Source organism: Sphingomonas sp. BLHR8, from assembly GCF_056821725.1.
On sequence record NZ_JBPDIM010000001.1, the window covers coordinates 384,230 to 399,052 of the forward strand.

13 protein-coding genes are annotated in these 14,823 nt (G+C 68.4%); 6 read left to right on the forward strand and 7 right to left on the reverse strand.

Going from position 1 to position 14,823, the window contains the following annotated elements:
* Positions 1-102: 102 nt before the first annotated feature.
* The 3 genes from ACRYJK_RS01950 to ACRYJK_RS01960 form a co-directional block, all read right to left on the reverse strand.
* Positions 103-1,176: an acyl-CoA dehydrogenase family protein gene (locus ACRYJK_RS01950; protein ID WP_482665903.1), complete on the reverse strand. Its 1,074-nt coding sequence runs from the start codon at positions 1,174-1,176 to the stop codon at positions 103-105.
* 41 nt (positions 1,177-1,217) lie between these two features.
* A complete protein-coding gene (locus ACRYJK_RS01955; RefSeq protein ID WP_482665904.1) occupies positions 1,218-2,417 on the reverse strand; it encodes an acyl-CoA dehydrogenase family protein in 1,200 nt (399 codons plus the stop codon).
* A gap of 205 nt (positions 2,418-2,622) precedes the next feature.
* Positions 2,623-2,925, reverse strand: a complete 303-nt coding sequence (locus ACRYJK_RS01960; protein ID WP_482665905.1) for a hypothetical protein — start codon at positions 2,923-2,925, stop codon at positions 2,623-2,625.
* A 243-nt stretch (positions 2,926-3,168) separates the two neighbouring features.
* Between ACRYJK_RS01960 and ACRYJK_RS01965 the strand changes: the two genes are divergently transcribed.
* The 5 genes from ACRYJK_RS01965 to ACRYJK_RS01985 are packed head-to-tail and all read left to right on the forward strand — an operon-like array spanning position 3,169 to position 8,438.
* Entirely contained in the window at positions 3,169-4,332 is a 1,164-nt protein-coding gene (locus ACRYJK_RS01965; RefSeq protein WP_482667378.1) for an isovaleryl-CoA dehydrogenase, read from the forward strand.
* Positions 4,329-4,637, forward strand: coding sequence for an alkylphosphonate utilization protein (locus ACRYJK_RS01970; RefSeq protein WP_482665906.1), 309 nt, complete (start codon positions 4,329-4,331; stop codon positions 4,635-4,637). Before ACRYJK_RS01965 ends, ACRYJK_RS01970 begins: the two co-directional genes overlap by 4 nt.
* A complete protein-coding gene (locus tag ACRYJK_RS01975) occupies positions 4,634-6,223 on the forward strand; it encodes a carboxyl transferase domain-containing protein (RefSeq protein WP_482665907.1) in 1,590 nt (529 codons plus the stop codon). The genes ACRYJK_RS01970 and ACRYJK_RS01975 overlap by 4 nt, the downstream gene beginning before the upstream one ends.
* A gap of 10 nt (positions 6,224-6,233) precedes the next feature.
* Positions 6,234-6,581 (forward strand): DUF3088 family protein, encoded by a 348-nt coding sequence (locus ACRYJK_RS01980; RefSeq protein ID WP_482665908.1) that lies wholly within the window; start codon positions 6,234-6,236, stop codon positions 6,579-6,581.
* A 6-nt stretch (positions 6,582-6,587) separates the two neighbouring features.
* Positions 6,588-8,438 (forward strand): acetyl/propionyl/methylcrotonyl-CoA carboxylase subunit alpha, encoded by a 1,851-nt coding sequence (locus ACRYJK_RS01985; protein ID WP_482665909.1) that lies wholly within the window; start codon positions 6,588-6,590, stop codon positions 8,436-8,438.
* On the opposite strand, the gene ACRYJK_RS01990 is transcribed toward ACRYJK_RS01985, so the two are convergent.
* Both ACRYJK_RS01990 and ACRYJK_RS01995 read right to left on the reverse strand, forming a co-directional pair.
* A complete protein-coding gene (locus ACRYJK_RS01990) occupies positions 8,435-9,922 on the reverse strand; it encodes an FGGY family carbohydrate kinase (RefSeq protein ID WP_482665910.1) in 1,488 nt (495 codons plus the stop codon). The genes ACRYJK_RS01985 and ACRYJK_RS01990 overlap by 4 nt on opposite strands.
* Positions 9,919-11,331 (reverse strand): FAD-binding oxidoreductase, encoded by a 1,413-nt coding sequence (locus ACRYJK_RS01995; protein ID WP_482665911.1) that lies wholly within the window; start codon positions 11,329-11,331, stop codon positions 9,919-9,921. Before ACRYJK_RS01995 ends, ACRYJK_RS01990 begins: the two co-directional genes overlap by 4 nt.
* A 149-nt stretch (positions 11,332-11,480) precedes the next feature.
* On the opposite strand from ACRYJK_RS01995, the gene ACRYJK_RS02000 reads away from it, so the two are divergent.
* On the forward strand, positions 11,481-12,914 hold the full coding sequence (locus tag ACRYJK_RS02000; RefSeq protein ID WP_482665912.1) for a DEAD/DEAH box helicase: 1,434 nt from the start codon (positions 11,481-11,483) through the stop codon (positions 12,912-12,914).
* A gap of 49 nt (positions 12,915-12,963) precedes the next feature.
* Here ACRYJK_RS02000 and ACRYJK_RS02005 read toward each other — a convergent pair whose 3' ends face one another.
* Complete coding sequence (locus ACRYJK_RS02005) at positions 12,964-14,529, reverse strand: hydrolase 1, exosortase A system-associated (RefSeq protein ID WP_482665913.1); 1,566 nt, start codon at positions 14,527-14,529, stop codon at positions 12,964-12,966.
* Positions 14,526-14,798 (reverse strand): phosphopantetheine-binding protein, encoded by a 273-nt coding sequence (locus ACRYJK_RS02010; RefSeq protein ID WP_482665914.1) that lies wholly within the window; start codon positions 14,796-14,798, stop codon positions 14,526-14,528. Before ACRYJK_RS02010 ends, ACRYJK_RS02005 begins: the two co-directional genes overlap by 4 nt.
* Positions 14,799-14,823: the final 25 nt, after the last annotated feature.

Sequence of the window (14,823 nt, forward strand, 5' to 3'; positions counted from 1 at the left end):
AACAGCCGTGCCGTTGGGTCGGCGCGCGACTAGCAGCGACTCCCGCGCTTTGCAAGGCGGGGTCGTGCGAACCCCTCCCCACGAGGCGCGGGGAGGGGAGAGTCAGTACCCGCTCAGCGTCGCGTAACGATCGCGCAGATAGGCGCTGGAGCCCCAGGCGTTCTCCAGTGGGCGCGCGCGCTTGAGGTAAAAGCCGACGTCATATTCGTCGGTCATGCCGATCCCGCCATGGAGCTGGATCGCCTCGCGGCTCATCTGGTGGAGCGTGTCGTTGGCCCGCGCCTTGGCGAGCGCGGCGGCGACGCCCGCATCGCCCCCGGCGTCGAGCGCGCCCAGCGCTGTCTCGATCGCCGAGCGCGTCAGCTCGATCTCGGTAAACAGCCCGGCCATGCGGTGCTGCAACGCCTGGAACGTCGCCAGCACTTGCCCGAACTGCACGCGCTGCTTGAGGTAGGCGAGGGTGGTGTCGAATGCCTCGCGGCTCATGCCGAACATCTCGCACGCGGTGAGCACGCGCGCCACGTCGAGCACGCGGTCGGTGAGGGCGTCGCCGCCGCCGTCGAGCTTTTCCGCCGGAGCGCCGTCGAAGCGCACCATCGCATGGCTGCGGAAATCAACCATTTGCCGCCGCTCGCGGGTCACGCCCTCGGCGCTGCCGTCGACCAGATACAGCCCGTCAGTCGCCGCGACGACAAACAGGTCGGCGCTGTCACCCTCCGCGACGAAGGCTTTCTCGCCGGTGAGCTTGCCGCCCGCGACGCGCGTCGCGATCTTGTTTGGGTCATGGCGCGGACCTTCGTCGAAGGCGAGCGTCGCCGTCTTGCTGCCGTCGGCAAGCGCGGGGAGCCACGCGGCCTGCTGCGCGTCGGATCTGCCCATGCGCAGCGCGGCCACCGCGATCGATGTCGCGACCAGCGGCGACGCGGTCAGTGTGCGCCCAAGCTCCTCGATGACGAGGCCGAGGCTGCGCCAGCCAAAATCGCTGCCGCCGTGCGCTTCGGGGATGACGACCCCGGTCCAGCCCATCTGCGCCATTTCGGCATAGACATTCGCGTCATAGCCGCGCGCTTCACCGGCATCGCGAACGCGGCGCCACGCGCTGGTCGGGCTTTCGTTGTTGACCCAGTTCTGCGCCATATCGCGCAGCATCGTCTGCTCTTCGCTCAATTGGGCCATCGGGGCCTCTCTCCCTGTCAATTCGGTGCGCAGGTCGGCGCTTACTGGTGGTCGAGCATCCCGAGGATGCGCTTGGCGACGATGTTCGTCTGGATCTCGGTCGAGCCGCCGTAGACCGTCGTCGCCTTCCCGAAGAGCCAGGCGCGGGTCGCCTCCAGCTCCTCCTGCGTGAAGCCGTCGCCCTCCCAGCCGAGCGCCTGCATGCCGCGGATCTCGATCACCATCTCCGCCTTATCCTGAAGAAGCTTGGTGCCGCTGGTCTTGAGGATCGAGGAGGCTTCGGACACGCCCTTGTCCGCAGCGACGCGCATCGCGGTCTGCATGAATGCGGCCCAGTCCATCTCCCACTTGGCGATGCGAGCGCGCAGATCGGGATTGGCGATGCGACCCTGCTCGTCCGTGCCGTAGGCTTCCTTGGCGAGCGCGGGCAGCGACACCCCGCCGCCCAGCGCGCGTCCGCCACCGGCGAGATTGGTTCGCTCGTGCTGAAGGAGGCGTTTGCCGATCGTCCAGCCTTCGCCTTCCTTACCGATCAGGTTGGTCTTCGGCACCTTCACATTGGTGAAGAATGTCTCGCAAAATGGCGACATGCCGCTGATCATCTTGATCGGCTTCACCTCGACGCCAGGCGAATCCATGTCGATCAGCAGAAAGCTGATGCCACCCTGCTTCTGCGTCTTGTCGGTGCGGACGAGGGCGAAACATTTGTCCGCCCACTGACCGCCGCTGGTCCAGGTCTTCTGGCCGTTGACGATATAATGATCGCCCGCATCGTCGGCGAACATCTGCAGGTTGGCGAGGTCGGAGCCAGCGTTCGGCTCGCTATAGCCCTGGCACCAGCGTACCTCGCCGCGGACGATCGCGGGGATATGCTCGGCCTTTTGCTCCTCGCTGCCATATTCGAGCAGCGTCGGGCCGAACATCATGACGCCCATGCCGCCGATGGGGTTGGAGGCGCCGGCGCGCGCAAACTCCTCCTGCACGATGCGCGCCTCGGCCTTGCTGAGGCCGCCGCCGCCATATTCCTTGGGCCAGGTCGGTGTGCCCCACCCCTTGTCGCCGACCGCCTGCCGCCAAGCTTCGCGGTCGGGCGACTTGTCTGTCGGCGCCTCCAGCGCGGAGCGCGACAGGTCGATGCCCTTCAGCGAGGCGGGGAAATTGGCCTCGAGCCAGCCGCGCACCTCCGAGCGAAATGCGTCGAGGTCCGTCGCGTCCGCCCGTTCGTCCAACATCGTCGCCATTTTGGCGCTCCTCCTCATTCCCGCGAATCTGCTTTCAGCGGACGATACTGGAGTTTCGAAAAGCGGCAATGGCGCGTTCGCCCGACGCTAGGGCATGCCGCTACTCGGGCGCATCGAGCTCACAGCAAAACGCCGCCCGGTCGCTGGGACCGGACGGCGCTTCGTTGACGGTTCCAAACCGAAGCGGCGCGAACGCCGCCTCAGCTCAGTTGGTCTTGGTGGTGGTGGTCGACGTGGTGGTCGCAGCCGGAGCGGCGCCCACTTCGCTCGGCGTGATTTCGCCGTTGTCGTCCATCGCGTTGGCCTTTTCCTCGCCCGCGGCTTCGATGCGGTCGGCCTTGTTCTCGAGCGCCTGCTCAGCAGCGGCGGTCGGAGCGGCGTCGGCCTGCTCGCGAACGGTGTCCGCCTGCGCTTCGGCGGCGTCTTCGACCGCGTCGGCTTCCTGGCTCTGGCACGCCGAAAGGGCGAGGGCGGCGGCCGAAACGGCCATGATCAGCTTGATACGCATGTTCACTTCTCCCCAAAAGGAAACCTGCCACAACCGCCTCGGACCACCAGGGTGCCGCCTCGCTTGCGCAGCAGGTCGCGCCCGGAAACCGAACGTCGACTTGAGCGCGAACCTAATGCCGGTTTTTTCTAGTGCAAGAGTGGAGATATGCGCTTTGCGACAAAACGTTGATAAGGACCGCCGTTCGCGTTGAAATTCGACGAGTGGTTGCGCCGGTTCGCGCGGCTCGGCAAGAGCGCGCTCATGACCCAATTGCTCGACTTTGCGCTCGGCGAAGGCGCCGACATGATCCGCGACACGACCGAACGCTTCGCGCGGGAGAAAATCGCGCCGCTCGCGGCCAAGATCGACGCCGACGACTGGTTCCCGCGCGACGAGCTGTGGCCGGCGATGGGCGAACTCGGCCTGCACGGCGTCACGGTGGACGAAGCGGACGGTGGGCTGGGGCTCGGCTATCTCGAGCATGTCGTGGCGGTGGAGGAGGTCAGCCGCGCCTCCGCTTCGATCGGGCTCAGCTACGGCGCGCATTCCAACCTGTGCGTCAACCAGATCCGTCGCTGGGGCAATGCGGATCAGAAGGCGAAATATCTGCCGAAGCTCGTCTCGGGCGAACATGTCGGCAGCCTCGCCATGTCGGAGGTGAGCGCGGGCAGCGACGTCGTCTCGATGAAGCTGCGCGCCGACGCGGTCGACGGTGGCTATCGCCTCAACGGCACCAAATTCTGGATCACCAACGCCGCCTATGCCGACACGCTGGTGGTCTATGCCAAGACCGCCCCCGAAGCGGGCAGCCGAGGTATCACCGCGTTCCTGATCGAGAAGAGCTTCCCCGGCTTTGCGATCGGGCAAAAGATCGACAAGGTCGGCATGCGCGGTTCGCCGACGTCGGAGCTGGTTTTTAACGATTGCTTCGTGCCGGAAGAGAACGTCATGGGCCCGCTTCACGGCGGGGTCGGCGTGTTGATGAGCGGGCTGGACTATGAACGCGTCGTGCTTGCGGGCCTGCAGATCGGGATCATGCAGGCGTGCCTCGACACCGTGCTCCCCTACGTCCGCGAACGGCAGCAATTCGGGAAGCCGATCGGTTCGTTCCAGCTGATGCAGGCCAAGGTCGCCGACATGGTCGTCGCGCTGTCGACCTCGCGCGCCTATGTCTACGCGGTGGCGAAGGCGTGCGATGCGGGGCAGACGACTCGCCATGACGCCGCGGGCGCGATCCTCTACGCCAGCGAAGCCGCGGTGAAGGTCGCCAACGAAGCGATCCAGGCGCTGGGCGGCGCGGGCTATACCAAGGACTGGCCGGTCGAACGCTATTGGCGCGACGCCAAGCTGCTCGACATCGGCGCCGGCACTAACGAAATCCGCCGCATGCTGATGGGCCGCGAACTGATCGGGGCCGCCGCGTGAGCGCCGAGGACGATTATGTCTATGACGAGGTGAGCGGCGACTGGCTTCCCGCTGCCGAACTGGCGGCGCGCCGAGCTGCCGACAGCCACGTCGAGGTCCGCGACGCCGTCGGCAACCTGCTGGCGGACGGGGATCAGGTCACCTTGATCAAGGATTTGGAGGTGAAGGGCGCTGGTCAGACCCTCAAGCAGGGGACGCTGATCAAATCGATCCGGCTGACGGGTGATGCGCAGGAAATCGATTGCAAATACCCCGGCATCAGAGGCCTTGTCCTCCGCGCCGAATTTGTGAGGAAGCGGGCGTGAGCGCGCCTGTCATCGGCTCGCCGGTCGACGCGGCGTCGCCCCGCGCGGCGCACAATCGCGCTTTGGCGGAGGAACTACGGTCGCGCGTTGCTCGCGCCGCGCTCGGCGGTGACGAGCGCGCGCGGGATCGGCACACGTCGCGCGGCAAGCTGCTCCCGCGCGACCGGGTGGAGCGGCTGGTCGACCCGGGTTCACCGCTGCTGGAACTTTCGCAGCTCGCCGCGAACGGGCTGTACGGCGACGAAGTGCCGGGCGCGGGGATGATCTCCGCGATCGGGCAGGTCGCAGGGCGGCTGTGCATGATCGTCGCCAACGACGCGACGGTGAAGGGCGGCACTTACTACCCGCTGACGGTGAAGAAGCATCTGCGCGCGCAGGAGATCGCGATGCAGAACCGGCTGCCGTGCATCTACCTCGTCGATTCGGGCGGCGCCAACCTGCCGCATCAGGCGGAGGTGTTCCCGGACCGGGATCATTTCGGCCGCATCTTCTACAACCAAGCGAACATGAGCGCGGCGCGCACTGCGCAGATCGCCTGCGTGATGGGCAGCTGCACCGCGGGCGGCGCCTACGTCCCCGCCATGTCCGATGAGACGGTGATTGTCCGCGAGCAGGGCACGATTTTTCTCGCCGGCCCGCCGCTGGTGAAGGCCGCGACGGGGGAGGAGATCAGCGCCGAAGCGCTCGGCGGCGGCGACCTTCACGCCAAGAAATCGGGCGTGGTCGACCACCTCGCCGCCGACGACATGCACGCGCTGACGATCGTGCGCGATATCGTCAGCCACCTCGGCGAATCGGGCAGCGACGCCGACTTCGTGGCGCTGGAGGGCGACGATCCGCTCTACCCGGCAGAGGACCTCTATGCGCTGATCCCGGAGGATGTGCGCGCGCCCTATGACGTACGCGAGGTGATCGCGCGGCTGGTCGACGGCTCGCGCTTCCATGAATTCAAGGCGCATTACGGCACGACGCTGGTGTGCGGCTTCGCACATATCCGCGGGCAGAGCGTCGCCATCCTCGCCAACAACGGCGTGTTGTTCAGCGAAAGCGCGGTGAAGGGGGCGCACTTCATCGAACTCGCGCAGCAGCGCGGCGTGCCGTTGCTGTTTCTGCAGAACATCTCGGGCTTCATGGTCGGCGGCAAATATGAGGCGGAGGGGATCGCCAAACATGGCGCGAAGCTCGTCACCGCCGTCGCCACCGCCACCGTGCCCAAGATCACCATCCTCATCGGCGGCAGCTTTGGCGCGGGCAACTACGGCATGTGCGGGCGGGCTTATTCGCCCAACTTCCTGTTCAGCTGGCCCAACAGCCGCATCAGCGTGATGGGCGGCGAACAGGCGGCGAGCGTCCTCGCCACCGTCCACCGCGACGCCGCGAGCTGGACGCCGGAGGAAGCGGAAGCCTTCAAGGCGCCGATCCGCCAGAAATACGAGGACGAGGGCAACCCCTATTACGCCACCGCGCGGCTGTGGGATGACGGCGTCATTGACCCCGCGCAGACGCGCGACGTGCTCGGCCTGGCGCTGGCAGTATGCGGCGGCATGCCGGTCGAAGAGACGCGCTTTGGCGTATTCCGGATGTGATGGCGACCAAATGAAAGATACTCTCTTCCTCCTCGACGCCTCCATTCCCGACCCTGCGGGCACGGACGGGGAGCGGTTCTGCAAGGACTGTCTGATCGTCGATGGCCTGCTCGCCGCCTTTCCCGAGCGCGCGGCCAACATAGAGGTCGTGCGCGTCCCCTATCCGCGCCCGCGGGAGGCGGTGGTGGCTGTGGCGGGGGAGGAGCTCCAGAACCTGCCGCTGCTGATGTTCGCCGACGGTGACGATGACGGAGAGGCCGACGCGCACCACGACGGTCGTGCCTTTGCGACCGACATCAACGCGCTGCTCGACGCGCTTCATTCGCGGCATGGCTTTCCGCGGCGGCTGGGAGCCTAGGACCCGATGATCACCTCGCTCCTCATCGCCAATCGCGGCGAGATCGCTTGCCGGATCATCCGGACCGCGCGCCGGCTCGGGATCGCGACGGTGGCGGTCTATTCGGACGCCGACGCGGACGCGCTGCACGTACGAGAGGCGGATCGGGCGGTGCACATCGGCCCCGCTGCGGCACGGGAGAGCTACCTTGTCGGTGAGCGCATTATCACCGCAGCGCAGCAGTCGGGCGCGCAGGCGGTTCATCCGGGCTACGGCTTTCTCTCTGAGAACGCCGAGTTTGCTCAGGCGGTGATCGACGCTGGGCTGATCTGGGTCGGGCCCAACCCTGCGAGCATCACCGCCATGGGCCTCAAGGACGCGGCCAAGAAGCTGATGGCCGACGTTGGCGTGCCGGTCACCCCCGGCTATCAGGGCGACAATCAGGACGCCGCCTTCCTCGCCGCGCGCGCGGCCGAGATCGGCTATCCGGTGCTGATCAAGGCGGTCGCCGGCGGCGGCGGCAAGGGGATGCGGCTGGTCGAGCGCGCCGACGCCTTTGCCGATGCGCTCGCCTCCTGCCGGCGTGAAGCGGCAGCGTCGTTCGGCAACGATGTCGTGCTGATCGAGAAATATATCGAACGCCCGCGTCACATCGAAGTGCAGCTGTTCGGCGACAAGCATGGCAACATCGTCCACCTGTTCGAGCGCGACTGTTCGCTCCAGCGGCGGCACCAAAAGGTGATCGAGGAGGCGCCGGCGCCGGGGATGGATGCTGCGACGCGCGCGGCAGTGTGTACTGCTGCCGTCAACGCCGGGCGGGCGGTCGACTATGTCGGTGCCGGCACGATCGAGTTCATCGCTGATGCGAGCGAAGGCCTGCGCGCCGATCGCATCTGGTTCATGGAGATGAACACGCGGCTTCAGGTCGAACATCCGGTGACCGAGGCGATCACCGGCGTCGACCTCGTCGAATGGCAGCTGCGCGTCGCGAGCGGCGAGCCGCTTCCCGCGACGCAGGATGAGCTCGCCATCGACGGCCACGCGATCGAGGTGCGGCTCTACGCCGAGGATCCCGCCAAGGGCTTCCTCCCCGCGACCGGCAAGCTTGAGGCGCTGCACCTCTCGCCGCTCGCGCGGGTCGATACCGGGGTGGAGGAGGGCGACACGGTGACGCCCTATTACGACCCGATGATTGCGAAGCTGATCGTGCATCGCGATAGCCGCGACGCCGCGCGCCGAGGGCTGATCGCTGCGCTCGAAGATGTGCTGGTGGCGCCGCTGCGCACGAACCAGGGCTTCCTCGCGCGCTGTCTGGCGGATGAAGCGTTCGCTGCGGGCGACGTGCACACGGGGCTGATCGCGGAGCGCGGCGACGCCCTGATCCCCCCGGCCGAGCCGAGCGCGGAAGCAAGCGACGCCGCGGCCGCCCTGTTCCGCGCGGCGCGCGTCGGCTCGCCGGTCGGATTTCGCCTAAATCGTGCGCCCGAAACGCGCATTCCGCTGTGGCACGATGGCATCGAGGTGCGCGGCGATCTGCTTGCGAACGCGCGCGGGGTCGCGGCACAGCTCGATCAGGAGCGCGTGGTCGTCGCCGATCAGGGGCACAGTCGGCTCTTCACTATCACGCCCCCGCGCGGGCAGGGCGCGCACGCGGCAGGTGATGGTGCGATCGTGGCGCCGATGCCGGGCAAGATCATCGCGGTCGAGGTCACCGAGGGCCAGCGCGTCGCCAAGGGCGACAAGCTGTTGACGCTCGAAGCGATGAAGATGGAGCACAGCCTCACCGCCCCATTCGACGGGGTCATTGACGAGCTCAGCGCCACCGCCGGCGCGCAGGTGCAGGTCGACGCGGTGCTGGTAAAGGTGGTCGCCGACTAACGCTCGCTCGACCGTAACGTCCGCTGCAAGGCATCACGCCACGCGACAAGGCGTGCCGCGCGGACCTCCGCGGACCTTGTCGGGCGAAAGCGCACGCTCGCCCCGCGCATCGCATCGGCGGCTTGCGCGAGGGTGGCAAAGCGCCCGCTACCCACGCCCGCGAGCATCGCCGCGCCGAGCGCGGTGGTCTCGACCATCGCGGGCCGGTCCACCTCCAGCGCCAGCATGTCGGCGAGGTCCTGTGCCAGCCAGTCGTTGGCGATCATCCCGCCGTCGACGCGGAGCTCCGCCCACGGCGCCCCGTCCGCTGCGAACGCGGTCATCAGATCATGTACCTGATGCGCCATCGCCTCTAATGCGGCGCGGGCGATGTGCGCGCGCGTCGCGGCGAAGCTCAGCCCGTGGATGCTCCCCCGCGCCGCCGCGTCCCAGTGCGGCGCGCCGAGCCCCGCCAGCGCGGGGATGATGACCACCCCCGCACTGTCCGTGACGCTGCGCGCCAGTGCCTCGCTCTCCGCGCTGTCCTCAAGGAGGCCGAGTCCGTCGCGCAGCCACTGGATGAGGCTGCCGGCGACGAACAGCGATCCTTCGAGCGCATAGTGCCGCTCGCCCGCGACCGCGTGCGCAACGGTGGCGAGCAGGCGGTTGGCTGACCGCGGCCGCTGCGTGCCCGTCGCGGCGAGAATAAAGGCGCCGGTGCCGAACGTGGCCTTGACCTGACCCGGCTCCAGGCAGCCCTGCCCGATCAACGCTGCCTGCTGGTCACCTGCGATCCCGGTGATCGGAATCGGCCCGCCGAACAGCGCAGGGTCGGTGGCGAGGTCGGCGGGGGTCGAGCCGACGATGTCGGGCAGCCACCCGCGCTCGACGCCGAACAGGGCCAGCAACCCGGCGTCCCAGTCGCGCCCGTCGAGCGCCATCAGCATCGTGCGGCTGGCGTTGCTGACGTCGCTGACGTGCGCGCCGCCGGTGAGCCGGTGAACAAGATAGCTTTCGACCGTCCCCATCGCCAGCCGACCGCCCGCTGCGCGCAGTTGCGGCCAGTGTTCGAGCGCCCAGCGCATCTTGCTCGCGCTGAAATAGGGGTCGAGCAGCAGCCCGGTCGTGGCCTGCACGCGGGGCTCCTCGCCCGCGTCGCGCAGTGCGGCGCAGGCATCGGCGGTGCGCCGGTCCTGCCACACGATGGCGGGGGCAAGCGGGGCGCCGGTGACGCGGTCCCAGAACAGCACCGTCTCGCGTTGATTGGTGATGCCGATGGCGGCGACGCGCGCCGGTCCGCCGGCGGCTGCGACCATCGCGCGGGCGCAGGCGAGCGTCGCCTGCCATATCTCTTCGCCGTCCTGTTCGACCCAGCCGGGCTGCGGGTAGCTCTGGCGGATGGCGCGCTGCTCCACCGCGCGCACGCGGCCGTCGGGCGCGAACAGCATGGCGCGCGTCGAGGTGGTGCCCTCGTCGATCACCAGCAGCGGACGATCGTCGCTCACGGAATGAGCACGCCGGGGTTGAGGAGGTTATCTGGATCCATCGCCGCTTTGAGCGCGCGCAAGAGCGCGATGCGTTCGGGCGGGTCGGTGCGGGCGAGCAGACTGCGCTTGTCGCGGCCGATGCCATGTTCGGCGCTGATCGACCCGCCCCGGGCGATCGCCTCGGCATAGACAATGGCGCTCGCCGCCTCGCCATGGTCGACGATCCAGCCCGCGGCGTCGCTGCTTGCGGGCGGGCGAAGGTGAAAGTGAATGTTGCCGTCGCCGAGATGGCCGAAGCCGAGTGTGGTGACGTCGGGATACGCCTCTGCAACCGCCAGCGGCGCTCGTTCCAGAAAGTCGGGCATCGCCGCCACGGGCACCGACACGTCATGGGGGATGAGCGGGCCGACCGCGCGCTGCGCTTCGGGGACGCTTTCGCGAAGGCGCCAGAGGGCGTCGGCCGCCGCTTCGCTGGGCGCGAGCGCGGCGTCGGTGGCGATGCCGCGCTCGAACGCGACGCCGAGCGCGGCCTCGAGCGCCGGTGCGGGGGACAGGTCGCGCGCGACGCTCACCGCCTCCACCAGCACATGCCAGGGGGAGGCGCTGGCGAGCGGCGCGCGGGTACCGTGGACGTGGCCCAGCACCAGCGCGACCGCAGCGTCGGGAATGATCTCGAAACCCTCGAGCGCGGTGCCGAGCGCATCGTCGAGCAGGTGAAGCAGCGCCAGCGCCGCGTGCGGATCGGGCACGCCGACCCACGCGACCGAACGCTCCACGACCGCCGGCTTCAGCGCCAACGTCGCGGCGGTGACAATCCCGAAAGCGCCTTCGCCGCCGATGAACAGCTGCTTGGCGTCGGGACCGCGATTGTCCTTGGCGAGCGGCGCCATCATGTCGAGCACCGACCCATCGGCGCGCACGACCTCCAGCCCCAGCGTCAGCGCGCGCGTCGTGCCGTGACGCAGCACCTGCGTTCCCCCCGCGTTGGTGGCGACGAGACCGCCGACCGTCGCGCTCCCTTTGGCGCCGAGCGATAACGGGAAACGGAGACCCGCCTGCGCGGATGCGGTGTGCAAATGTTCGAGGATCACCCCGGCGCCCGCGCGCGCGATGCGGGCCTCCCCGTCGATCGAGAGCACGTCCATCCGCCGCAGCGACAGCAGCAGCGTATCCCCGGTCCCGGGTGGCGTGGCGCCTGCAACCTGGCTCGTATTGCCGCCCTGTAGAGTCAGCGACACCCCATGCTGTGCCGCGATGGTGACGATGCTCTGCACCTCCCCCGTCGAGCGCGGCGAGAGCAGGGCGAGCGCCCATCCGTGCACTCGCCCGCGCCAATCGGTCAGCCAAGGCGCCATGTCGTCGGCGTCGGTGGTAATGCGACCAGGCGGGAGCGCGGCGTCGAGTTCGCCGAGGACGGGGTGAAGCATGCGCGTATTGAGACGGCCTATTGAGGCGATGCAAGCGCTCGCTGCGGGACTGGGCGGCGTCGCACCTTGCTTTTTCCGCCGGTTGCGCCTAGCCGGACGCGGTCTTCGGCGCGGGATGCGTGCCCTGCTGCGCGCCCTGTGAGTATTTAATGACCGACGGCCAACCCGTTTCCTTCGCCGACCTCGGCCTGTCCGACGAGCTGCTCGCCGCCGTCATGGCGTCTGGCTATACCCACCCGACCCCGATCCAGGCGGCTGCGATCCCGCAGGTGCAGATGATGCGCGACCTGATCGCGATCGCGCAGACCGGCACCGGCAAGACGGCGAGCTTCGTGCTGCCGATGATCGACATCCTGTCGGCCGGACGTGCCCGCGCGCGCATGCCGCGCAGCCTGATCCTCGAACCGACCCGCGAGCTCGCCGCGCAGGTGGCGGAGAATTTCGAGAAATACGGCAAGAATCACAAGCTATCGATGGCGCTGCTGATCGGCGGCGTGCAAATGGGCGATCAGGTGAAGGCGCTCGAAAAAGGCGTCGACGTGCTCATCGCGACGCCCGGGCGGCTGATGGACCTGTTCGGGCGCGGCAAGATTTTGCTCACCGCGGTCGAGCTGCTAGTGATCGACGAAGCCGACCGCATGCTCGACATGGGCTTCATCCCGGACATCGAGGAAATCTGTCGCAAGCTACCCAAGCAGCGGCAGACCTTGCTGTTTTCGGCGACGATGCCCCCGCCGATCAAGAAGCTCGCCGACCAGTTCCTCACTAACCCGCGTTCGGTCGAGGTGGCGCGCCCGGCGTCGACCAACCTCGACATCACGCAGGCGCTGGTGATGGTCGACGAACGCAGGAAGCGCGACGTGCTGCTGCAGCTGCTCGACCATGATCCGGCGATGACCACGATCGTCTTTTGCAATCGCAAGACGACCGTGCGCGACCTTGCCAAGACGCTGAAGCGGGATCGATTCAAGGCGGGCGAGATCCATGGCGACATGGATCAGTCGGACCGGATCAGGGAGCTGGAGCGGTTCAAGGCTGGCGAGATCAACATTCTCGTCGCGTCGGACGTCGCCGCGCGCGGGCTCGACGTCAAAGGCGTCAGCCACGTCGTCAATTACGACACGCCCTGGCACCCCGACGATTATGTCCACCGCATCGGCCGCACCGGCCGCGCGGGGGCGAAGGGCGACGCCTACACCTTCGTCACCGACAAGGACGAAGAGGCGATCGCCAACGTCCAGAAACTGATCGGCGTGCAAATCCCCGTCAGCGACCGCTTCGGCAAGGCGGCGAAGCGCGAAGAACTGACAGACACGGAGTCGCTGCGCGAGCAGGACGAGCGTCCCGCAAAGCGCGCCAGAACGGAACGTCCCCGTCGCGACGAGCCGCGCCGCGAGCGCGAAGAAGCGGACGCGCCGCGCCGCGAGCGGGGCGAACGCCGGGGACGCGACGCTCGCAAACCGCGCGACGATCGCGGGGCGCCAGAGGAACGCGAGCCCGCCTTCGAAGCGCCGCTGGTGGAGGATGCCGCGCCCGACTGGAACGGCCCGCGCCCGAGCTTCCTCGACTTCGGTGCGACCTGAGCGATCGCGCTCCGGTCAGGTAATCGACGGGCCTAGCGCCTGACCGCGCTCACCCATCGCCGCTCAACGCGGCGCTGATCTGTGCGCGTAGCCACTCGCGCGCGCGTTCGTCGGCAAAGCTGTGGCTGCCGCTGTCGATGCGTTTAACCGTGAGGCCCCGCGTCGCAACGTTGCGCTCGAACGCACGCGCGACCCGGTCGCGGCCCGCCAGCAGGACCTGCACGTTTCCGGCCGCCGCCAACGCTTCGGCTAAGCGCCCCGCCAGCGCTGCGGGCGGTGTCTCGACGCGACCGGCGCGGGCGAGACCGCGCGCCAGCTTGCGCAGGTCCACCCCGCCCCGCATCAGCCGCCACCATTCGGAGGGTTGCCGCAACTTGGCCATGTAGCGCGCGCGGATGTCGGCTGCGGAGGGAAGGGGGGCGGCATCTTCGCGCTCGGCGCGTTCCGTGCCTTCGTCATCGTCGAGCGTCCACGGGTTGCCCAGCAGCAGAGTGTCGATCCCAGCCGACCGCCCGAACAGCGCCAGTGCTGCGGCCGCGTCGCAGTTGCCGAATGCCACGATGCGACGGAGTTGCGGGCAGGCTTCGCGCAATGCGCTGACCGCGGCGGCGATGTCCGGTGCGCTGGAGAGGAAGCCGCCGTTGACCCCTTCGCTATCGCCTACCCCGCGCCGATCATAGCGCAACACCGGCCAGCCCGCGCCGGCGGTCGCAGCTGCCAATTCTGCCATGCCGCGATGCGCACCGCAGCGAATCTCGTTGCCGCCCGACACGATCAGCAGCCCGCTCGTGCCCGGCGCGGGGTCGAGCGTCGCCATGCAGCGGACACCCTCGACCTCGAACGTCAGCGGATGACGGCCGTCGCGGGCAGGCTGCGGCGGCGGGCGGCTCGCGGCCGAGGTCGCAACGACGCGATGGTCTCCTGACCCCTCGCGCCGGGTATCGATCGAGTGCCGCGTGAGCAGGTTGTCGGCCCAAGCTGCGATGTCCGCGGCCATCGCCTCCGCCATCGCGGCATTCTCGCCCGGTTCGCTGCGCAGCCACAACGCGGAACCCGCCATCTCGGCCGGCGTGACTTCGCGCAATGGCGTCACGGCGGCCGGGGTCGCCGCTTCGAGTCCGTCGAGCAGCACACCTGTGAGGCGATAGCCGCCGAGTTCGACCCATCCGTCGCGCGCTGCATTGCGCAGTTCGTCGGCGGTGATGGCCTGCCCCGCCTCGCGGTCACCCGCAATCCGCGTGCGCACCAGCGCCCGCACCAGGCTCGCGCCCGCGACCGGCGCCATTCGCCACCAGCCACGCGCGCCGATGGCTGCGTCGTCGATCAGCGCACCGCCGCGCCAGCTTGCTACGATTGTGGGCTCCTCCGCCCGGGCGACATCAGCGAGAGCCTCCTGCCACCGCTCCAGCGTGGCCTCGTCGTTGGGGAGCAGGCTGTCCCCTTGTCCGGGGAGGTCAGGCAGCGCGCTCGCCATGCCGCGCTTCGCGAGCGCCCGCATCGTCAGCGCGAGCGTGCGCCGCATGCGGTTCGCCTCGTCGAACAATGGGGGGACGATCAGCACCCGCACCAGCGCATCGGCGGGGCCGAAGCGCAGGGTGGGGGCGGCGGGCGTCACTCCGACAACTTGCCGGCGATGAAGTTTCGCAACGCGCCGAAGGTCTCGAACATGTCGATATCGACCTCGTCATCGTCGATGATGATGTCGGTGCGATCCTCGAGTTCGGTCAGCATTGTCGCCACGGCCATCGAATCGAGTTCGGGCAGCGCGCCGAACAGCGGGGTGTCGGCGTCGAACGTCGCGACCCGGTCGGCATCGATGCCGAGCAGGTCGACCAGCACGCCGCGCAGCGCCTGATCCGCGCGTTCCTGCCGTTCAACGCTCATCGACGATCCCTTGTCCAAACCTGAT